This window comes from Burkholderia sp. 22PA0106 (genome assembly GCF_047497155.1).
Taxonomy (GTDB): Bacteria; Pseudomonadota; Gammaproteobacteria; order Burkholderiales; family Burkholderiaceae; genus Burkholderia.
Genome location: NZ_CP163162.1, coordinates 1,330,698 through 1,351,254, shown reverse-complemented (window position 1 = coordinate 1,351,254; position 20,557 = coordinate 1,330,698). Strand labels below are relative to the sequence as shown.

At 67.7% G+C, this 20,557-nt stretch carries 22 protein-coding genes; 4 read left to right on the top strand and 18 right to left on the bottom strand.

Annotated features, from left to right (window positions below; translation table 11 throughout):
- Positions 1-161: 161 nt before the first annotated feature.
- Positions 162-2,798, bottom strand: coding sequence for a filamentous hemagglutinin N-terminal domain-containing protein (locus AB4850_RS05890; RefSeq protein WP_414441666.1), 2,637 nt, complete (start codon positions 2,796-2,798; stop codon positions 162-164).
- 524 nt (positions 2,799-3,322) lie between these two features.
- Here AB4850_RS05890 and AB4850_RS05885 point away from each other — a divergent pair.
- The gene (locus tag AB4850_RS05885; RefSeq protein ID WP_414441665.1) at positions 3,323-3,817 is read left to right on the top strand and encodes a hypothetical protein; all 495 of its coding nucleotides are present in this window, start codon (positions 3,323-3,325) and stop codon (positions 3,815-3,817) included.
- A 62-nt stretch (positions 3,818-3,879) separates the two neighbouring features.
- Here the strand turns inward: AB4850_RS05885 and AB4850_RS05880 are convergent, their stop codons facing one another.
- The 11 genes from AB4850_RS05880 to AB4850_RS05830 all read right to left on the bottom strand — a co-directional run bounded on the left by AB4850_RS05880 (position 3,880) and on the right by AB4850_RS05830 (position 10,559).
- Positions 3,880-5,661, bottom strand: coding sequence for a helix-turn-helix domain-containing protein (locus AB4850_RS05880; protein WP_414441664.1), 1,782 nt, complete (start codon positions 5,659-5,661; stop codon positions 3,880-3,882).
- A 314-nt stretch (positions 5,662-5,975) separates the two neighbouring features.
- Positions 5,976-6,407, bottom strand: a complete 432-nt coding sequence (locus tag AB4850_RS05875) for a hypothetical protein (RefSeq protein WP_414441663.1) — start codon at positions 6,405-6,407, stop codon at positions 5,976-5,978.
- Between the two features lie 26 nt (positions 6,408-6,433).
- Positions 6,434-7,612: a hypothetical protein gene (locus tag AB4850_RS05870; protein WP_414441662.1), complete on the bottom strand. Its 1,179-nt coding sequence runs from the start codon at positions 7,610-7,612 to the stop codon at positions 6,434-6,436.
- Positions 7,613-7,636: 24 nt separating this feature from the next.
- Complete coding sequence (locus AB4850_RS05865; RefSeq protein WP_414441661.1) at positions 7,637-7,984, bottom strand: hypothetical protein; 348 nt, start codon at positions 7,982-7,984, stop codon at positions 7,637-7,639.
- Positions 7,985-8,088: 104 nt separating this feature from the next.
- Entirely contained in the window at positions 8,089-8,679 is a 591-nt protein-coding gene (locus AB4850_RS05860; RefSeq protein ID WP_414441660.1) for a RebB family R body protein, read from the bottom strand.
- Between the two features lie 38 nt (positions 8,680-8,717).
- The gene (locus tag AB4850_RS05855) at positions 8,718-8,918 is read right to left on the bottom strand and encodes a RebB family R body protein (RefSeq protein WP_414441659.1); all 201 of its coding nucleotides are present in this window, start codon (positions 8,916-8,918) and stop codon (positions 8,718-8,720) included.
- Between the two features lie 65 nt (positions 8,919-8,983).
- Entirely contained in the window at positions 8,984-9,256 is a 273-nt protein-coding gene (locus AB4850_RS05850) for a RebB family R body protein (protein WP_414441658.1), read from the bottom strand.
- Positions 9,257-9,296: 40 nt separating this feature from the next.
- Positions 9,297-9,566, bottom strand: coding sequence for a RebB family R body protein (locus AB4850_RS05845; protein ID WP_414441657.1), 270 nt, complete (start codon positions 9,564-9,566; stop codon positions 9,297-9,299).
- A 28-nt stretch (positions 9,567-9,594) separates the two neighbouring features.
- Positions 9,595-9,864 carry a RebB family R body protein gene (locus AB4850_RS05840; RefSeq protein ID WP_414441656.1) on the bottom strand — a complete coding sequence of 90 codons (270 nt, stop codon included), beginning with the start codon at positions 9,862-9,864 and terminating at the stop codon, positions 9,595-9,597.
- A gap of 71 nt (positions 9,865-9,935) precedes the next feature.
- On the bottom strand, positions 9,936-10,205 hold the full coding sequence (locus AB4850_RS05835) for a RebB family R body protein (RefSeq protein ID WP_414441655.1): 270 nt from the start codon (positions 10,203-10,205) through the stop codon (positions 9,936-9,938).
- Positions 10,206-10,265: 60 nt separating this feature from the next.
- Positions 10,266-10,559: a RebB family R body protein gene (locus AB4850_RS05830; protein ID WP_414441654.1), complete on the bottom strand. Its 294-nt coding sequence runs from the start codon at positions 10,557-10,559 to the stop codon at positions 10,266-10,268.
- Positions 10,560-10,958: 399 nt separating this feature from the next.
- On the opposite strand from AB4850_RS05830, the gene AB4850_RS05825 reads away from it, so the two are divergent.
- Both AB4850_RS05825 and AB4850_RS05820 read left to right on the top strand, forming a co-directional pair.
- Positions 10,959-11,759, top strand: coding sequence for a hypothetical protein (locus tag AB4850_RS05825; protein WP_414441653.1), 801 nt, complete (start codon positions 10,959-10,961; stop codon positions 11,757-11,759).
- Between the two features lie 209 nt (positions 11,760-11,968).
- Positions 11,969-12,718, top strand: coding sequence for a hypothetical protein (locus AB4850_RS05820; RefSeq protein ID WP_414441652.1), 750 nt, complete (start codon positions 11,969-11,971; stop codon positions 12,716-12,718).
- On the opposite strand, the gene AB4850_RS05815 is transcribed toward AB4850_RS05820, so the two are convergent.
- The 4 genes from AB4850_RS05815 to AB4850_RS05800 all read right to left on the bottom strand — a co-directional run bounded on the left by AB4850_RS05815 (position 12,715) and on the right by AB4850_RS05800 (position 15,722).
- The gene (locus tag AB4850_RS05815) at positions 12,715-12,969 is read right to left on the bottom strand and encodes a hypothetical protein (protein ID WP_414441651.1); all 255 of its coding nucleotides are present in this window, start codon (positions 12,967-12,969) and stop codon (positions 12,715-12,717) included. The genes AB4850_RS05820 and AB4850_RS05815 overlap by 4 nt on opposite strands.
- Before the next feature lie 185 nt (positions 12,970-13,154).
- Positions 13,155-14,237, bottom strand: a complete 1,083-nt coding sequence (locus AB4850_RS05810; protein ID WP_414441650.1) for a catalase family peroxidase — start codon at positions 14,235-14,237, stop codon at positions 13,155-13,157.
- Positions 14,221-15,171 (bottom strand): anti-sigma factor family protein, encoded by a 951-nt coding sequence (locus AB4850_RS05805; RefSeq protein ID WP_414441649.1) that lies wholly within the window; start codon positions 15,169-15,171, stop codon positions 14,221-14,223. Before AB4850_RS05805 ends, AB4850_RS05810 begins: the two co-directional genes overlap by 17 nt.
- The gene (locus AB4850_RS05800) at positions 15,168-15,722 is read right to left on the bottom strand and encodes an RNA polymerase sigma factor (RefSeq protein WP_414441648.1); all 555 of its coding nucleotides are present in this window, start codon (positions 15,720-15,722) and stop codon (positions 15,168-15,170) included. The genes AB4850_RS05805 and AB4850_RS05800 overlap by 4 nt, the downstream gene beginning before the upstream one ends.
- Before the next feature lie 451 nt (positions 15,723-16,173).
- Between AB4850_RS05800 and tssA the strand changes: the two genes are divergently transcribed.
- Positions 16,174-17,232: a type VI secretion system protein TssA gene (gene tssA, locus AB4850_RS05795; RefSeq protein WP_414441647.1), complete on the top strand. Its 1,059-nt coding sequence runs from the start codon at positions 16,174-16,176 to the stop codon at positions 17,230-17,232.
- Between the two features lie 68 nt (positions 17,233-17,300).
- Here tssA and AB4850_RS05790 read toward each other — a convergent pair whose 3' ends face one another.
- Together AB4850_RS05790 and AB4850_RS05785 are read right to left on the bottom strand one after the other, a co-directional pair.
- Positions 17,301-17,651, bottom strand: a complete 351-nt coding sequence (locus tag AB4850_RS05790) for a hypothetical protein (protein WP_414441646.1) — start codon at positions 17,649-17,651, stop codon at positions 17,301-17,303.
- Positions 17,652-17,706: 55 nt separating this feature from the next.
- Positions 17,707-20,556, bottom strand: a complete 2,850-nt coding sequence (locus AB4850_RS05785; RefSeq protein ID WP_414441645.1) for a protein kinase domain-containing protein — start codon at positions 20,554-20,556, stop codon at positions 17,707-17,709.
- Between the last annotated feature and the right edge of the window lies 1 nt (position 20,557).

Genomic DNA, 20,557 nt, shown 5'->3' with positions numbered 1-20,557 from the left:
AAGGCGGACCACGGCGGCGGGCTGTGCGTGATGCGAGGCAAGCGCCGGTCTTACCGATGCCGGCGAACCGTCGCGGCTTCGACCCGAATATAGGCGCCCTTTTTCGGCCAAGCCGGCGACGCTGTCGCCGCACCGGCGATCGACGCCATTCGACGCCGAGATCAACGCGACGCCGGCTTCTTGCCAGCGCTTTTCCCGTCAGTCGTGTCGTTGTCTGCGTCGTAGCGCAAGGCATTCGCAGTAGTCACGGACAACGCATCCGTGCCGAGCGCCTTGACGGCACCGCCGTCGTTCACCAGGCTGTCGGCCGCGATCGTCAAGGCATGATTCGATTCGATCGCACCACTAGTGTTGTTGATCGCGCCTTGAGATTGGATCGTGACGCGATCGGCGCCGATGTAACCACCCGCGCTGTTATCGAGCGACCGAACGCCGAGCATGGCTTGCCGCTGCGCGGAGAGGGCGCCTGCTCGATTCGACACGGCGGAGGCGGTCAGCGCCAGCGCGCCGTTGGTCGCGATCAAGCCGCCCTGGTTCGACAACGCGCCGGTGCCGAGGGTCAACGTCCCGCTGCCGGCATGCAGGATCTTGCCGTGGTCGCTGATCAGCGTGGCCGGCGTGAGGCTCAGATCGGCGCTATTGGTCTGTACCGTGCCCGAGCGATTGTCGAGCGTGCCGGACACGGCGATGTCGGCCGGGTTCGTGCCGGTTTGCGTGATCGTGCCCGAGTGGTTCGCGAGGTCGGTTGCCGACAGCGACAACCGGCTACCCTGAATGGAACCAGCACGGTTGTCCAGGTTGGTCGCGCGAACCTGTGCCGATGCGCCGGCAGCGATGCTGCCGGATGCGTTGGCCAGGTGTGAACCGGCATCGATCGATGCGTTCCGACCAGCCGTCAGTGACCCACCACCGTTGTCGATGGACTGCGCGCCGACGTTCAAATCGTCAGCAGCGCTGATCGATCCTTGGTTGGCGAGGGTGCCGGCTTGTACCGTGACGTCACCATCACCGCCGATCACACCGCCTTGCGGGCCGTTCGCGGTCGAGCCTGTTGTGTTCGTCAGCAGGCCGCTGGTCGAGACGGACAGGCCATCGCTATTGAGGGACGTGACGCGCCCGGCGCTATTCTGCAGCGACGCGCCAACCACGTTCATGTGGCCCGCGCTCTGGATGATGCCTTGCCGATTGTCGATCGCGCCGCCAGCCACGTCGGTGGTGTTCTGCGACACCAGCGTGCCGTCCCGATTCGACATCGCGCCGGAGGTGCGAACCGACAGCGGCCCCTGTGCCGACACCGTGCCGCCTTGGTTCGACAGGGTGCCTGCCGTCAACGCTGCGCCGCCCTGGCTCGATAGCTTGCCGTGGTCGTTGAGCAGCGCGCCCGACGCGGTGGCGGTGAGTGAATGTCCGGCACTCGTTGTCGCGTTCGACACGTCGAGATCGCCGGCATCGGCGTTTATCTCCAGGCGGCCATGGGCCATGGTCTGGCCGCCGGCAAGATCAACGCTGCCGCCCGCGAGCTTTGCATTGCCTCCCGCGAGATTCCGGCCGGTGGCATTCAACCGGCCCGTCGTGGCGATGTGCAGGTTGCCGCTTTGCGTGACTGCGCCCTCGCTGTTCACCCCTGCACCGATCGCGCCGGTCGATGCCAATGTTCCCGCGTTGATGCCGAGGTCCTGTTGCGCGGCGAGCGTGCCGCTGTTCGCGACGGTATCGGCGGCGAGGTTCGCGTTCTGTTGCGCGTACATCGTTCCGGTGTTCTGAATATCGCTCGCATTCGCACTGAGGTTGCCGCTGGCGGTAGTTTTCCCTGTCAGAACGAGTCGGCCGTCCGACAGCAGCGTGAGGTCGCCCGCTTCAGCGGCAATCGTCCCGGCACTCGCCACGCCGACACCGTTCGCGTTGCCGACCAGAAAAATGCGGTTCGCATACATGCCGCCCAACAGCGCCACGTCGATCGCCACGCCAGACGTGGCATCGTCGGCGTGAGTCGGGGCCGCAGCAAGCGTGGCGTGATCGACGTGATTCGCGCCCGCGATCACGTTCAGTTTTTTTGCGTAGATAGCGGCATTCACCTTGACGGCCCGGGCAATGAGGTCGACCTGATCGATGTTCGCGACATTCAGCCCGGCGCCCGCCACCGTGACGAGGCCGCGATTCACGTTGAATCCGGCCACGGAGCCATCTGCGCCGTATTGCGGCACGCCGGTTGTCAAAACGGCACGTGAGGTATTGATGAACCCGCCGCCATCGATCTGCAAACCGGCAGGATTCGACAGGATGAGTTCGGCTTTGCGGCCAGCGATCTCGACGAATCCCCGAATCGAGGACGGGTTGTTGCTGTTGACCTGATTGACGATGATCCGCGCGGCATCGTTCGGCCCGAAATTCGGATTGCCGTTGATCATGCCGGCTTGCCGCGTGTTGACGATCGTCGGCGAGTTATTGAGGATTGCGCCGGTTTTTTGTACGTCGAACTGGTGATAGGTATTGACGGAGACGCCCGCGCTGCCGGGCTTATTGATGTTGACCTGGGGTAGGCCGTTTTGCGTGGGGATGACCGAAGGAGCGTGCACGCCGCCACCGATGATCTGCGCGTTCGACCATGTGGGCATCGCACCGGCCACGATCAGCACGGCGAACGTCACTTGACGCAACGCGAAGCGAGCAAAGGCAGGCGGCACTCGCCGCGTGCCTTCGCCTCGGCCGGCGCCACCCGACGCACTGGCGGTCTCCTCGACGGCAATCAACATGCCGCGTACACGGCTGAATATCAGGCGATGGTTATTTTTATTCATGCTTCCGATCGACTCGCACATCGCCGGTGGGAGCCACGCGGCGCTCAATGGGGACTGAGCGATACGCTATGGATCGGCGGATCGAGGGTCAATCAGACAAACCTGATATACGGATAGTCACAATGCGCGGTTTGCCATGGCGCGCGGGTTCTTGAGGTAAAACCCGTCGCGTTATGCGACGGTTCGAAGCGGGTGAGGTGCTTTCCTCTGTCTTGCGATTGCGATTTCGACGCGAAATCGCCGCCGCTTTCGGCCGGGTCGGCGCCCCTGTCACGGCACCGGCGATTGACACCATTCTCGCGCCGCATGCCCGTCCGGTACCCGGACGCGCATGACCGATGCGCTGCCCCCCTCCCCGATTCATCGATTCCGCCGCATCTCGCCAGCAGGCGCCACACGCTTCCCCGCCGCCGGCCGATTCTTCATCGTTTCGTTCGCGCCAGCCTCCCATGTCATTCATAGACTGAGCTTCGTATCAACGTCTCGCTTGCTCACTCACGACGATCCGACCAGGAGAACCGCCCATGCCCGCGCCGAAAAATTTCTCGCCAATCACCGCCAACGGCGAGACCTATACCCTCGATCCCGCAAGACCGAACCACGTGATCCTTTATCGATTCGGCAATGCCGCCGTCCCTCGCGACTGGCTGTCGCGCATGCGCCAGGCGCATCCCGGTGGTTTTCCGATGCTGTCGCCACCCGCCCTGAACGAATGGGCGCTCAAGCAGACTTCGTACGGCTCCCAGGCCGAAGGCATCGAGGGCAACCCGTTCGTTTCGGTCGCCACCAGCTATCAGGCGCTCTATGACCACGGCGAAGGCTGGGTTCAGAAGATTATTCAGAACACGCCGAATCTGGTCAGCTTTTCGGCACCCTTCAATATGGTGTTTCGCCCCTCGCCAACGAAGCTGATCTCCAAAAGCGAAACCGAGTGGCTCTACTACGACGGCGTCACGCCCATGCTCAGTTGCGACGACGTCACGACCATCGCCAACCCGCTCGCCGCGCCGGCGCCTTGAGGCGCATGCCGCGCCGCCCGGCGGGCGGCTGATTTCGGCCGCCTGCACCGGCGGCGCATGCGTCACGGTGCGAACTGCATCCGGTATTCGCGAGGACTGCACCCGCTGATGCGCTTGAAGCAGCGTTCGAAGTGGCTCAGGTCGGCAAATCCGAGCACGATGGCCACGTCGGAAACTCGCATCCTGGGCGATTCGCAAAGCAGGTGCCGCGCGCGCTGCACCCGCATGTGCTGCAGCAAGGTCTTGAAATTGACGCCGAGGTGCTGACGGAACAGCGCGGTCAGATGCGAAGCGCTGGTGCATGCCGCAGCTGCCAGGTCGGGTTGTGTCAGCGGATCGCAGTAATGCGCCGCGAGATGACGCAAGGCCCGCACCAGCGCACGCGGCAAGGCCACATCGAGGTCGAACCCGGCACCCGGCTCGCTCTCCAGTACATGGCACGCCCAGGACGACGCCGTGAGCGGCGCGCTCGATGCCTCGTCGTGGTCCGTGTCCAGCGTGTCGGAACGCGGCGCGTAGGCTGCTTCGTCCAATGCGCCCGGCCGCGCTTCGGGCACCGATGCCGCCGGCACGTCATGCGCCACCGCCCCGAGCGATGCCTCCGGCACCGCAGATTGCCGCGACGGCGCGTCGCCATCGATGCCCGCCTCGCTTGCCTCGGCAGGCAGCGGCGCAAGCGCGGGCGCGCACGACGCGAGATCGTCGAGCCGCACGCGACGATTCTGGACATACAACGCCAGTTGCGCCACCAGTCGAGTCAGTTCGAACTGGTTCTCCGGCCAGGCGTGGTGCTCGAGGGCCTGCCAGACCGCCTCGTCGCACTGCAGGTCGATATCGTGGCCCACGCATTGGCAAACATGGTTGAACAGCGCGCGCAGGTCGTCGGCACGCTCCCGTAACGGCGGCACATGCAGTTCGACCAGGCTGAGTTCGGCCATCAGCGCCCGCGGAAACCCGGGCCGGTCCATCAGTTGCTCGGCCCGCAACAGCCCCGACGAGACGAAGTGGCAGGTGTCGGCGCTCGCCGGCGACCTCGCCCATTGGCCGAGCCGCGAAGGCAAATAGGCGGGCAGTTCGCACAGCAGTGCGGGCGGCATGTCCTGGATGCCGTTGAGGTAGAGCGTGCCGCCCTTGGCTCGGGCGAACCACTCGGCCGGCGTGCCTTCGGGATGCGCGCCCAGGATCTCGACGAACGGGGCATCGGATCCGCAGCGAAACACATGCAACATGCCTGCCACCGAGCTCGGATCGGTGCCGAACTCGCCAGCGATATATACCGGGAAATGGCTGCGCACCGCGACCTCGAAATGCTCGGTCAGGCGCTGGATCGCGTGACCGGCGCCGATCCAGAGCGTCGAACGCGACATCGGGCCAAAGCTTGCGGCCTGGAAAAGATAGCGTAGCGCAACCCAGCGCAAGCGCCGCACCAGTTCGACGATCAACGCCGCGGTGGCGGCGTCCGCCCCGGCCCCGAGTCGCCAGACGATCTGCAGCGTGCCGAGCCGGCGGCCGGCAAAACGCAATTCGAATATGTCACCCGTGCGTCCCGCGAACGCCTCACCCGGGCGCGCCGCGCCGCTGGCCGACCAGGACTCGGGCAACCCGTCCCCCGCCCCCCCATGTTGCCGAACGATCCCCGGCTCGATAGTGAGGGTGATCTCGCCCACCGGAAGCCAGGCAGCCAGACCTTCGATCAGGGACGAGAGAAACCCGCGGCTCCCGCAACCCTGCGCCGCCGCGTCGCGCCAGAGAAACTCCAGTTCGTTCAGGTTGAGCGGCCTCAGCAGCGCACTCGTCTCGGCAACGGCCCGCCCCGGGTTGGTGTACTCCAACTGCGTCTTCATTATTCGGCCCCGTGATTCCGCTCGCGCCAGCCGCATCGCACAGTCCCGGAATGCGAATACGTCGCGGAATGCGGTTGGCGAGAACGGCTTCGCCCCAGGACAGGGCGTGCGCATCCCGCCTCCCTCCCCGGTGCGTCCTACTCCATGAAATCCATTCGACATCCTGATCGAATGGGAAATCACGCCAGCTTTCGCAGGCGCGAAAAACCGGGTGGCCGCCGATGCCTCGACGACATCGTCCAGGTTCGTCACGCGCGACGTGCGACCGTGTCGCCGCCCCGCATCGGCCGAACGAGCGCGAGGCGCGCGGGAACTCAGGCGGTCGGGTCGGGGCGCCGCCCCGTTCCGCCGGCGACGCCAGCCTCGGTGTCCTGAACACTGCGCACGCCACGCTGCACGGCCGCCTCGGCCGCGCCGGCGCTCTGGTCCGCATCGGTGGTGGTCGCCGCATGGGCGTCGCGCATCGCATCGGCCACGCCCAGTTCGGCCGCCTTCATGGCCGCGTCGATCTGCTGCTGGACGGTATGCATCGCGTCTTGCACCGCGGCATCGCACTGCTCGACGTTGGACGCGACAAGCTGCTGCGCAAGCGCCATGGCGGCTTGCGCGCGCCGGGTCGCGGCCCCAATCACGGCATAGGGGTCCGTGGCGTCGCCCGATGGATTCGCGGCGGAGGGCTCCGGCACGGCAGGCGCGGGGGCGGCTGACGGCGGCGGGGTCGGGTTGGTTGAGCGGGCGTTCGGCATGATGGCAGTCCGGAAAGTGGAAGGAGTCAGGCAGCGTTGCCAAGCACGAGGCTGTTGGGCGCAGTGGCTACGGCGCCGGCTGCATTCGGTTCGGCGGCCTGTGCGGCCGCTGCTCCCGCTGCGCCCGATGCGCCGCCCGGCAACGTAGTCGGCGTGGTGTCCGCCACGAAATCGTCGAGCGAGATCACGCCGTGCTTGTCGAGGCAGAGCACCGCGCTCTGCGTGCCGCGCTTCAGTTCGTAAGTGCAGGTTCGACCGTCCTGTCCCATTCGCGCCGTGACATCCTGGATCGACGACAGGAGGATCTGCGCGGAGGTCATGTAACGCCACAACGCGGTTCTCACCTCGGCTTCGCCGCCGCCCGGATAACCGGTGCGCTGCACCATGCGCAGCGCACCGAGCGACAGCCGCGAAAAGCCGAGCTGACGCGACTGCGCATACCAGCTACGCACGACCTGCACCACCGTGTCGGGAGAAGGCAGGCCATGCAATTGCGGGCACTCGAGGCTGCCGAACAGTTCCGGCAGCGTGACCTGCAACAGCGCTTGGGCCTGCGCGGCCAGATTGCGCGCCGACAGCACCTGATAAAAACGCATGTAGTCGACGAACTCCATCGGCGAGCGCGCCTCCCGCGCGGCGAACGCGGCGGCGGCCACGGTGGCCGACGGCGAGCCCGGCGCGTCCCCGGCGTCATCCGCCTCGACGCTCGTCACGCTCGGCGAGGCGCGCATCAGATCGATCAGCGCAGCCGCGTCGTCGATCGACAGGCATTGGAACAAGGGATGAGCGGCGATGCCCAACTGGCCGAGCCAGGCCTGCAACACCGCGATGTCGGGGCCGCGCACCAGACGATGCCGCGCCACCAGGCTCGCGAGCTGGTTGTCGAGCACGGCGTCCGGTTGCCCCTCGCCATGCGCCTCGACGCCGATCAACGTCCGCAGGTCGGCTTCGTCCATCGTCATCAGCTTGGCCGGGCTAACCAGCAATCCGGCCGCGGGCAGCAGGCACAAGGGGTCGCCGTGCAGGCCCTGCTGTACCTCGCACAGCATCCGGGTTTCGTCGGGCACCCTGAAATGCTGCGCCGGCGATTGAATCGCCCATTGCAGCCAGGGAATCCCGCCGTCGATCAGGCCCAGGCATGCACGCGCGGAAGCGGAAAGCCGGGAGGGCTGCTGGATCTGGCTCGCAGCGATACTCAGTGTCATGGGAGCGTCTCCGTCGTCGTCCGGTCAACCGGCCGGAAACTCTTTGAGCAGCGCCGAGGCGGTGCTGCTGATCTGGCCGAAATCGGTGGACGCGGCGCTGACCATCGACTGTGCCTGCTGCAACACGGTGACGTACTTCGGGTCGCCCGTGGCAAGCAGTTGCGCCATCGCGACCCCGGCCGCCGTGGTGGCGATCGTCGCGATGTTGCGCAGTGCATCGGTGGCGTCCTGGATCGCGATCGCCGACGATTGCGCCACGGCCTGATAGGCCTTGCCTGCGCCGCTCGTCAGCACCACCTGCGGGCTCATCGTCGCCAGTTGCACCTGATTGACGACATCGACGATTTGAGCGTTGACGTTGGAGAGACTCATCGAAAACTCCGTAATTTGAGTGGATCGCCGCATGCCGCGCATTCAATGCGAACGTGGCATCGGCATGACCGCGCGCTCGCCCTCGCAGGGCGTGCCGATGTGCGTTACGCGGGCGATGCGCCGCGAGCGGCGCCGTCCGCCGAATCGCCCTGCTTCGCCGATGTATCGGCGGCTGCGGGCGCGGGGCTCGGCGCACTCGCGCCGCCGGCATTGCCCGAGCCGCCGGCATCCGACGGCGGCGTGCCGCCCTGCAGCCTGGCCGACAGGTTCTGCATGTCCTGCTGCGCCTGCGTCACCGTGTTCTGGGCCTGCTGCGCCTCGGCCTGCAGCACGCCCAGTGCCACCTGCGCCTGCGCGTTCGCCGCGGCCACCACGGCAGCGGGGTCCGATGCGAGCGGCGGGCCGGGAAGCGGTTCGACGCTCGGCGGCGGCACGACGGGTGGTGGTGGTGGTGGCTTGAAGTCGAACGGCACGCTCAGCATCTTCGCGCAGGCCGACGTCACGGCGGCCGCGCTCATCATGCCGGAGCCCTGCTGCCGGTTCACCGCGTTGTACATCGCAATGCCGAGCGTTTCCAGCAACACCGCGTCGAGCATGCCGAAGGCCTGGGCCGGCGCTTGGCCCGTGGCGAGGGTGACGATGCTGGCGTTGGCATCGATGATCTGACTGTTGACAGTGTCGGGCACGTCGCTCATGTCGATTTCCGTTTGATGTGGTGGACCCGTCGCCGCGGCTACTTGCCTGCGGCAGACGCCAATATTTTTGCAAGCACCTGCGCCAGCGCCGCTTCACCGAGCACCTGGCCACGTTGCTGACAGGCGACGGCGTTCGACATGGCCAGCGCGAGACTGTCGGCCATCGCGAGGTAGCACATCGCCATCGCGGTGGAGGGCGCCAACCCGATCTGCAGCCCGTCCGGTTCGGCCACGCTCATGACGACGGCCCCCGGCGAACGCCGGGCTCACGGCAATGGCGGTAACGGGTGGCGCCCAAGGACGGTCAGACCAGCCCGAGGATCTGGCGACTGACCACGCCGGTGGTGGCCGTGTCGATGCCGAACAGCGTCGAGACGCCCTGCGTGGTGGCCGTCTGCAGCGTCACGTACGACTGGTTCTGGTTGTTGGTCGCGTTGTGCGCGGCATTGGACAACGCCTGGCCCGTCGCGACGAACAGGTTGCCCATCGCGACCGCCGGCGCCGCGCCGACGACCTCCGTGTTGGCCTGGGAAACCGAATCGGTGATCTGGCTGTTGACTGCGGTAGGGAAAGCCATCTTGATTGCTCCGTTTCAAAAAGGGAAAAGTGGACCGGCCTCAGGTGCCGAGCAGCTTCTTGGCAGCCATGCCGGTCGCGCCCGTGTCCAGCGAGTAAAGCAACGAGACGCCCATGGTCGTGGCAGCCTGCGCGGTCACGTACATCTGCTGTTGCGCCATCGTCGCGTTGTGCGCGGCGTTGGCAAGCGCCTGAGCGGTGGCCTGGTATAGATTGCCCATCGCGACGCTGGGCGCGACGCCCAATACCTGAACGTTGGACTGGGTGACCGAATCGGTGATCTGATCGTTGACGGCTGTCGGGAAGGCCATGGTGACGTCTCCGGTTGCGCACTACCGATTACGACGAGAGGATTTTCTTCGTCGCCACGCCGGTGGTCGCCGTGTCTATCGAGTACAGCGTCGCAACGCCCATCGTGGTCGCCGTCTGGGCCGTCACGTAGCTTTGCTGCTGCGCGTTCGTCGCGTTGTGCGCGGCGTTCGCCAGTGCCTGGGCGGTGGCCTGGAACAGGTTGCCCATCGCGATGGCCGGCGCATCGCCGAGTACCTTCGTGTTGGCCTGCGTGATCGAATCGGTGATCTGGTCGTTGACGGAAGTGGGAAATGCCATGATTCAACTCCTCGGGTTGGTTGAGAACGATGGAACGGCGGTACCTCGGTGCTACGGGAACAACATGAAGTTCAGCTCGCCAGGATCGTGCGCGTGGCGATCGCGTCGGCGGCCGTGTCGATCGAATACAGCGTGGCGACCCCCATGGTCGTCGCGGCCTGGGAGGTCACGTAGCTCTGCTGCTGCGCGTTCGTCGCGTTGTGCGCGGCGTTCGCCAGCGCCTGGGCGGTGGCCTGGAACAGATTGCCCATCGCGATGGCCGGCGCGTCGCCGAGCACTTTCGTGTTGGCCTGCGTGACGGAATCGGTGATCTGGCTGTTGACTGCGGTCGGAAATGCCATGTCTTAGCTCCTCGGTGGTGGATTCGGAGAACTGGATTCGGAGAACGTCTTGCCCGCGACTCAGTAAGTGCCGAGCCCTTTCACGCCCGTCGTCAGAATCTGGCTGACGGCGACACCGTCGGTGGCGGTGTCGATCGCGTACAGCGTGGCCACACCCATCGTGGTGGACGACTGCGACGTCACGTAGCTTTGTTGCTGCGCGTTGGTGGCGTTGTGCGCGGCATTCGCCAGTGCCTGGGCGGTCGCCTGATACAGATTGCCCATTGCCATCGCGGGCGCGTCGCCGAGCACCTTGGTGTTCGCTTGCGTGACCGAATCGGTGATCTGGTCGTTCACGGAGGTCGGAAATGCCATGTAAGACTCCTTCTGTCGATATTCAGTGGGACTCACCGCTACGAGTGAGGAAATCGACCCGCGTCGAATCGTGTCTCGGCGTTGTCTTGGAGAAAAGTCTATGAATCGTTGCGATTCAAAGCTTGCAAAAAACAGTGAATATGAATCGGAATAAACCGGCCCGAATTCGCTGAAAATCGATATTCGCAAAACAAAATGCCCGCCCCTTTCGCATCGATTCGTCCGATCTGACGATTCGATGCGAAATTAATTACCTGGCGCTCGATAAAACAAGCATTTCGATGCATTTAATAAGCGTCGACGCGAATTCCGCGTAATCGAAAACGACCGCCCTGGAAATGGAAGTTTCGTCGTGCGCCGTCATTTTGATTTGCCGGATTTGCCGGCTTTACCCGGTTATTGCCACGCCGCCGCGCCGCAATATTCGTCGATTCGTTCAAGCCCGGCCCGGCAGCCATTCGTAGACTGAAGGCATCGATTCGACACCGCCTGTTTTCGCCTGCGTATTTCCGGAGCCACGCCGCCATGACGATTCTCAGCATCGACAACTTCACCTCGCTGGTCCAAACCTGGGCCGTCGCCCGATCCGATTCGTTCGGCTCGAAATGGCCCGTCAAAGGGGGCTGGGAAGGTTGGGCACAGGTCGATCTTGTCAGCGAGATGCTGCAGGACGATCCGACGCTCGACATCCTTCGCGAACAAGCGATCTACCGGGGCGGGAGGCGCCGCGTCGACCTGCTGCTGAACGCGAACGCCATGATGGACGACGACATGATTCCGGTCGAAATCAAGGCGGAATCGCTGCAGAATTGCTCGGCTTTCGTCGACGGCGTGCTCAAGGATCTCGACAAGCTGGAAACGCAGCGGAACGCGCAGTTTTCCGCCTGCGACTGCGTGATGATGGCGATTGCGTTCAGCCAATCCGGCGTGGACGGCCTGACGCGGATCACCACCCAAACCGGGCCGATCTTCGCATCGATCCTCGGGCCGAACGTCCCGGGCCTGCTGGCCGGCGAAATCGACATCCTGTTCTCGGTCTGGCGACGCCATGAGGGCTGGGTGCGGCCCGATGCGCCGTCCGGCAACCTGCTCCGTCCTCCCACGAAGTTCAGGCTCAACGTGATCGACGATGCGGCCGCGGAAAAAGCCGCCGCGTCGTTCGCACAAGGCACCAAGCGTCCGCGCCTCGGCGCCGCGTGAGGCGGGCGGTTGCAGCCGCGCGATCCGTTCATCCCACCGACCAGGAACCCGCTCATGCAGAGTCCACCTGTTGAACGCGGCACGCCACGGAGGACAGGATGAATATCCGGGATCTCGCGGCGTCCATGCCGCCGCCGCCCATCCATGCACAACTGCCCGACATGGTTGCGCTGCCCGCCTCGCTCGCGCTGCCGATCCGTTCGATGGCCGTGACCTCGGCCGGTTGCCAGTGCGAGACGTCGGCGGCGCTGGCGTTCAACACGAGCGCACACGCGGAGTCCGCCGGCCCGCTGCTGGCCTTCAGCGGCGCGGCAGTCAACGATCGCGCGCACGCCGCCGTCGATGTCTCGGACATCCAGCCGCCCTGGCAGTTTTATGGGACCTTTCATACGCACGTCGCGAGCGCGACATCGGCCACCATCACGGCGCAATCCGTGGCGGGATTCGCCAACATGATTCGCCGCGCCGACGGTGCGAAGGCCGTGCTGGTCGATCCCGACGCGAGGCAAACCGTCGGCCCGCTGGCCTATTCGAGTGCGGACGTCATGACCCTGGTCGATGCGCTCGAGTCGATGTCGTTCCTGTTCTGCCTGCCGGACAAGCTTTATCTGCTGATTCGCGCCGCGAATTCGGCGCCCGACATCCAGGCGCTGTATCGCGCCCTGCTGGCGGGCGGGTTCGAGGCGGTGTACGGCAAGGTATTGCCTCAGGCATTCGGCCTTGACGACGAGAACGATGTGGTCGATCTCGATCTGGACACGATGGGCGACATGTTGGCCCCTCAGTGTGTGCCGGTCTCCACCCTGGCCACCGTGCTGGCGCAGCACCGAATCGGCTTCTATGCCGCCGATGTGGATCTCTCGGGGATCACGGCCGAATCATTTCGCTCCAAGGCGGAGGCAGACGTGGTGCGAACCCACGCGCCGATCCGGATGCAGCGCTGCAAGCCGGCGAACTAGCTCGGACGGGGCGCGCCGTTACGACTTCCCTTCCCCCCAATCCCCTCCACGAACCGCCGCAACGCCGCCGGCACCGCCGGCAGGATCTGCGCGGCAAACGCCTGCCGATAAGGCAATCGGGAAGCACGCAGCCGCCCGATACTGTCGCGAAGCGCGGCGGACGCGGCCAGTTCGCGCTCGACCCAGGCGGTTTGGGTCGCGCTGAGTCGGCCGTCGGCGTAGGCGATCAGTTGGCTGTCGTCGGGGGTCATGGGACGAATAGCTGGAAAAATGGAAGGCGCCCGATTGGATCGCAACCGGGTCTCAAGCACGGGCGGGTGCGCACGAAGCCGCTATGATAAACGGACTCTCGCCGCGCCCCAATGCCGTATAGCAGGTAATGTGGCGCGCACCCATCGCCTTTCCCCCCAGTCACCCGCCAACCCGCGCCGCCACCTCAATGCCGGCTCGCGCGGATCGCCGCGGCCTCCTCCGTCATGCGCCGCCGGAACGATTCGCCGTAGGTCGCGGAGCGCGCGGCCAGCAACGGATCGGCGGACGGCGCGATGCCGGCAGGCAGCACCGTCGGGTCGAACACGACGTCGCGGCACGGCCCGTCGATCTGCGTCTGCGCGCGGTCGATCACCACGGTGCCGGCATCGATGCGCGGCCGGCTCGGCGACGGCGCCCACGCGCGCGTCGAATCGTCGAGCGGGTCGCCGGGCAGCGCGACGTTCAGCACCAGATGCCAGCGCAGCGGCCCGCGCGCGAGCCGCTGCGTCAAATCGTAGGCGAGGAAATCGGGGTCGCGCTGCTCGCGCGCATCGACGGGGCGGTACGCATCGTCGGGCACGACCTCCCAGCGCACGAAACGCCGCGCACCGCGCGCATCGTCCACGCGAAACGCACTGATGCCGTAGTAGCGCGCGTTGTCGTAGCCGGACGAGGACGGATGCGCGGCCAGATAGCGATCGAAAGCGCCCGCCTCGGGGTGGGCGTCGAGGAACGCCTGCATCTTCGCGGGATCGGCGCGGCCGGTGCGAGGGTCGCGCGCGTCGGCCCGCAATTGCTCGAACAGCGCCTGCGGCGTGCGCACGGCGAAGATCGGCGCGGAATTCATGGCGAGGCGCCATTGCTCGCCGCCGGGCATCGTCATGCGCAACGCGAAGCTGCGCACCATGCCGGTGGCGTCCTCGCGGGTGGGATCGGTGCCGGGCATGGACAGCCGCCCGACCAGCGGATAGCGGCCCGGCGCGAACGCGCTGGCGCGCGACACGGCGCGGCCGCCGCCGTTGCTGTCGAAATGGCCGGTCACGCAGATGCCCTTCGCATGATTGCGGCGGAAGCCCGGATAGCGGGCGGCGGTGGCCTCGAACGCATCGACGATGCGCGGCGCATCGACCGGCGCGCTCGACCAGCCGCCGCACCAGACGAACGCGCCGGTCAGCGCGGCCGGCACGCCGAGCACGACGGCCCAGCGCAACATCAACCCGGCCCGGCCCATCGGCTTGCCCTCGCTGCGTTCACCCGCGCCGGACATGCCCACCCGAATCGTCGCTGCCGGGCGTGGCCTCGGCCTCGTCACCGTAAAGCCGCGCGCCGAGCGCATCGAGATCGGCCGCACCCGCCTCGCCGAGCAGCGCGTAGCCAAGCTGGCCGCGCCGCCAGCTCACGACGGTCAAGCCATCGACGCGGCGGCGCGACGGCGCGGCGTCGTCCATCGCTTCGCGCAGCACGCACAGCGCGACGGGCCTGCCTTGCCCCTGCATCGGCAGATAGACGATCTGCACGAGCGGCTTGCCGTGAAAGCGCAGCCGTTGCACGCGCTTGAACGCGAGGCCCTGGTCGCGCAGATCGGGAATCCGCACGGGCAGCTTGTCGATCGTATTGATGGCGGCGAGTTCGGCGGCAGCGGCCTTCATGTCGGGTTGCAGCAAGGCAACCGTGTCGCGCGTGTAAAGCTGCTGGTAATCGGCGGCCGCCTTGATCCAGGGCGTCATGCTCCGCATGTCGCCACGATCGTCACCCTCGCCGCCATCGGCCTGCGTCTCGACATCCGCGCCCCGGCTCGACCAGCCCGGCGCGAGGTGCAACGCCAGGCTGCAACAGAACGCCCCCGCCACGAACGCCACCGCGAGCTTCGGCCACGTCCATCGCGGCGCGGCCTGCCCGCGCGGCGTCAGGCGATGCACGTTGCCGCTCGCCATCGCGGGCTCGGCCGCAGGCGCGCCATCGCCCCGCCCCACACGATGCCGCGCGATCAACGCATCCACCGTATGCACGATCAACGCGGGCACGGGCGGCAGCGCCTGCCGCGCGAACGCATCGCGATACGGCAGATCGGCCGCCCGCAGCCGAGCGACGCGTTGCCTCAATGCATCGGATTCCTGAATGGCTGCCGCGATCCGACGGTGCGCTTGCGCGGGCAGACTGCCGTCGACATAGGCCAGCAGGCTGGCGTCGCCGACGCTCATGGCGTGACCCGCTGCGCATGAAACGCGCGCGGAGCCGGCGCACTGCGCTCGCCGAAGCGCGCGCCGATGGTTTGCCGCGCCCGCGACAGCCGGCTCATGACGGTGCCGATCGGCACCTCCAGCACCTCGGCCGCCTCGGAATAGCTCATGCCCTCCACGGCCACCAGCAGCATCACCACGCGCTGCGCTTCCGGCAAGCGCTCGACGGCCGCGATGATCTCGCTGCTCATCATGGCGGATTCGGGATCGCACGCCCCCGGGTCGGGCACGGTCTGGAGAAACGCGTCGTCCCACTCCATGCTCGAGCGGCTGCGCACGCTGCGCGCCTTCAGCTCGTTGATCCAGGTGGAGTGGACGATCGAGAACATCCAGCTCAGCGGCGCGGTGCCCGGCTGCAACTGATGGGCACGCTCCAGCGCCCGCAAGCAGGCACGCTGGACCAGGTCCTCGGCATCGTGCTGATTCCCGCACAGGCGAAGGGAGAATGCCCAGAGCCGCGGCAGCATGCCCGGCAGAAGTGCGGGCAAATTCTCGACATCTGCTGTAGACATGTTTGGCTGACTGAAAACGGGGTGGCGACCGGCTCGCCGACCGGAAACCGGCCGTGGCTAAGGAGGTGGTAAAAAGTTCGCGGATTGTACAACCGGGGTCGGGCGTCTGCCGAAATCAATTGCGCCTGTTCGGGGCAAAATGCGCATTCATTTCGTTATCGAGCGACGCATTGCGGGTGTCGCGCGGCGCGGCCTCCTGTAATAACAAGGCCTTGCGTGCGGCATGCGTGAAATCCGCAAAATTGTAAGTAAATGCTAGTGCTTCGCATCACGGATTTCCCGACCGGGCGGCCGGGCATCGATGCGCATCCTTTCGTGCCGGAATAGTTCGGCGTACTCAGGTGTTGTGTTGGACGAAGCCGCTTCGCGCGAGCGCATCGATGGCGGCCCGATCCGGTCGCCATCGATGCAACCCAAGCAAGCTTTCGTCACCAACCTTCCCTGGTCTGCAATGAACGATTCCGTCACGCTCCCGGCCCTGCTCGCGCCCATCGACGGCGACGCGCGCACCGGCCCGAACCTCGAATACGATCCGGCCTTCGCGGCGCTCGACCAGCTCGCCACGCCGATGCCCGAGCGCATCATGGGCGACAGCCTGAAGGCCGCGCAAGAGCCGGACTGGGACCGGGTCGCGCAGGCCGCCGAGGCGCTGCTGGCGCGCACCAAGGATGTGCGCGTGGCGGTGCATCTGTGCGCGGCGCGCACGCGCCTGGACGGCGTGGCCGGCTGGACGGCGGGCCTCGCGGTGGTGCGCGGCCTGCTCGAAGCGTATTGGGACGATGTCCACCCGCAGCTCGACGCCGAGGACGACAACGATCCGACCGCGCGCGCCAATGCGCTGATGCCGCTGGCCGATCCGCAAAGCGTGCTCGGCTATCTGCGGCTCGCGCCGTTCGTGCATTCGCCCAGGCTCGGGCGCTTTTCGCTGCGCGACCTGCGCGTGGCGACCGGCGCGATCGTCGCCGCACCGTCGGCGGACGGCACGCCGCCGCCGACGCTCGCCGATCTGGAAGCCTGTTGTATGGATTGCGGCGAGGCGCAGTTGCCGGCCGCCGCCGCGCAGTTGGCCGCGACGCACGAGCACGCGCAGGCGATCGTCGCGCTGCTGCGCGAGCGGCTCGGCACCGCCAGCCCGGATCTCGCGCCGTTGGGCGGCGATATCGACGAACTGCGCAAGTTCGTCGATGCGCAGGTGGCGCGGCGCTTCCCGGAACTGGCGGCGGCCGGCACGACCACCGCCGCGCCGGGCAACGAGGGCGAGGGCCAGGCCGCGCCGGCGGCGGCCGTCGCCCCGGCGCGCCCGGACACGATCGCGAGCCAGGCCGACGTGATTCGCCGGCTCGACGAAATCTGCGAATACTACGAACGCGCCGAACCGTCGAGCCCGCTGCCGGTGCTGCTCAAGCGCGCGCGGCGGCTGGTCGGCAAGAGCTTCGCCGAAGTGCTGGAAGACATCGCGCCGGGCGGGCTGTCGGAGCTTCGGACGCTGGCCGGGCCGAACCGCGATTGAGCGGCGGGGGGCGCTTGAATCAGGTTTGAGCCGAGCCTGCGCCGCACTTGAACCACGCGCCCGGCCGCTCACGTTCCCACCGCGAACCAGCACCACGCGGCGCACGCCAGTGCGCCGATCCCCACCACGCAAATCGCCACGCGCCATGGCGACATGCCGCGCACAGGCATTTCGTTTTCCTTACGAACCCCGCCCGCACCGGCGTCATCGCCGCCCGCCTCGCGACGCGCCACCGGGGCATCGCAATCGGGCACCGCGCGCCGCACCGTGTCGCGCCCGGCCAGCTCGGTCGCCTCGCTCAGCGAATCGAGCAGGCGCCGGCGGCGCTGCCGGTATTCGTCCCGCGCGATGCGGCGTTGCCGGTGCATCTCGTCGAGGCTGCGCAATGCGTCGTTGACCTGCTGCTCGCGCACGCTCATCGGGCCTCCTCCCTTGCCGTCGCCGTTGCCGTCGCCCGGCCCGCACGCGCGGCGCTCAACGGGCCACCGCCGAATCGCTCGCACCATCGGCATCGCCGCCGTCGGCGCTGCCGGCCTGCGCGCGGATCTGCTGCAATACCGCGCTCAAGCCGCCCGGCGGCAGCGACACCGTGTTGCCGATGTCGCGCTCCAGTTGGCGCATGGCGTCGGGGTCGCCGTCGCGCGCAGCCGCGAAGCGCGCCTGCAAGGCCTGCCAGTCGGCATCGACCATCGGCTTGCCGCGCGCCTCGAGGATCGCGGCTGCGATCCGGTAGCGTTGCACTGCCGCGCCGAGGCGCGCGTCGCCGGGCACGGCATCAGCGCCGTTCGACGCGGCCTGCGCGGCGTCGGCCAGCTTGCCGGTGCGGCCCAGCAGGCGCGCGTTGCCGAGATACGCGTCGGCCACCAGCGCCGGCCCGGCGCTGCCGAGAAATGCGTTGTCGGGCTGCAGCGCGCGCAGCCGGTTCAGCGCGGCGAGCGCGCGCGGGCCGTCGTTGGCGGTGGCGGCCAGGCGCATCGCGTCGATCTGCGCGGCGGCGTCGCCGCTGGCGATCTGCTGGTCGATGCGCTGCTGTTGCAGCAGCATCAGCATGCGGTCGCGCTGCGCGGCAAGGCCCGGCGCGTTCGGCGCGTAGCGCAGGCCGATCTCGATCAGGTCGAGCGTCGGGTGCGCCTGCGCGGCATCGCTCACGCGCGCCGCGGCGTTGACGATGCCGTCGGTCAGCGTCTCGATCGCCTGCGCGGTTTCGGGCGCCTCGTCGCCCTGCAAGGCCGTCATCGCGGCCGACAGCGCGTCGAGCCACGGCTTGGCGGTGGACGGATTGGCGGCCAGGTCGTTCAGCGAGCGGCGAGCATCGGCCACGCTCAGGGTGCCGGCGTGCGGCCCCGGATGCGCAACGGCGGTAGCGATCGCCGCGTCGAGCTGGTCGCGCCGCCGCAGCAGCCGCGACGCGTCGGGGAACAGTTGCAGCGCCAGCGCGAGCCGCGCGCGGGCCTCGTCGAACTTGCCGAAATCGATCGACTGCCCGATCGCGGCGTCGTATTTCAACTGCAGGCGCGTGCTGCGCGTGAGCGCGCTGCCGGGGTCGAGCAGCCGGATGCGCCGCAGGATGTCGGCGGCGCTGCCCGGCTGATCCTCGAACAGCGCATCGCGATCCACCGCTTCGTCGAGGCTGCCGCCGAGGCTCGCCAGCATGCCGGTGCGCTCGTCGTCGATCTGCTTGCGGCGCGCGTCGAACGCCGGCGAGAACAGCTTCAACTGGTCGCGCACCTGGAACACGTGCTGCACGGCCGCGTAATCGAAACGGCCGAGCGGCGGGCTCCAGTCGGCATCGAGCCGTTCGGACAGGAAGCGCAGGATCGCGTCGTTCTGGTTCAGCACGAGCCGCTGGCGGTCGTCCACGTCGAGCGCGGCCAGCGCCGCCATCGCCTGATCCTCGTTGGCGTAGCGATGCGGATCGGTGGCGGCGAAGCGCGCCACGGCCGCGTCGTACTGGCGATGCCGGTCGTGGTTGTGCAGCGCCACGCCGCCGGCCGCGCAGGCGGCCACCGCCAGCAGGCCGAGCAGATAGGGCGCGATGCGCTCGCCCGAGCGGCGCGGGCGCAGGCCGTCGATCAGCGCGCCGACGGTGGCCAGGCGCGCCTCGCCGCGAAACGCCACGGCCTCGCACAGCGCGCGGTACTGGCGGCGCGGCAGCCCCGGCACGGCGGGCGGCACCGCGCCCTCGGCCAGCGCGACGTCGGCGCCATGCCGGTCGAACGGATGGCGGCCGGTCAGCAGCTCGAACACCACGCAGCCGAGCGCGTACACGTCGTCGCGGGCGGTGGGCTCGGCGCCCTGGATCATCTCCAGGCTCGCGTAGGCCGGCGTCATCGCGCCGAGCGTGCCGGCGTCGAACACCGTCTGCTCGCCGGCCGCGCCCGCGCCGGCGTGGCCCGCCCGGGCGATGCCGAAATCGAACACCTTCGGCACGCCGTCGCGCGTGACCATCACGTTGCCGGGCTTGAAATCCGAATGCACGATGCCGCTCGCGTGCGCGCGCTGCAGCGCGCGCGCCATGCCCGCGATCAGCGGCCACGCCTCGCGCAACGGCAGGCCCGACGGCCGCCCGCGTATCAGCGTGCGCAGGTCGGTGCCGTCGATGTACTCCATCGTCATGAAGACGATCGTGCCGTCCTTGTCGAAATCGTAGACGTGGACGATGTTGTCGTCGGCCAGCCGCTGCGCGCGGCGTGCCTCGCGTTGCAGCGCGATCAGCGAATCGGGATGGCGGCGGAACTCGTCGTTGAGCACCTTGACGGCCACGTACGGATCGCGGTCGCGCGCCTCGACCTTGCGCTCGTCGCGCGCCAGATAGACCACGCCCATGCCGCCCCGGCCCAGCTCGCGCTCGAGCAGGAAGCGGCCTTTCAGCAGCTTGCCGACGGCCGCGTCGTCGCCGCCCTGCGCCTGCGCGATGCGCTGCCAGCTTTCGCGGCTCAGGCTGCTGTCCGCGCCGGTGCCGGACGTGAGGGTGCCGGTGTTGCCTGCATTGCCTGCGTTAGCCGAAGGCCGGCTGCCCGGCTTGACGACGGTGGCGTCGCCCGCGTCGTGCCAGGCTTGCGCGGTGCGCACCGTATCGCTGGCATCGGCGGCCGGCGCGGCGGGCCGGGCGGGCTGCACGTAGGTCAAGCCGATATCGTCGTCGGGCGCGAGCCGCGCGGCCGGCGCCAAGGTGTTCGCGCGCCCCACCGGAGACGATGCGGACGCGGTCGGCGAACCGCCGCGACGCTGCGCCAGCAGCTTGCGCGCGCGACGCCGCAACAGGTCGGCCAGCGTGCGCACCTGCGCACGGCCCGCTTTGAGGTAGGCGTGGGGAGAGGTCATC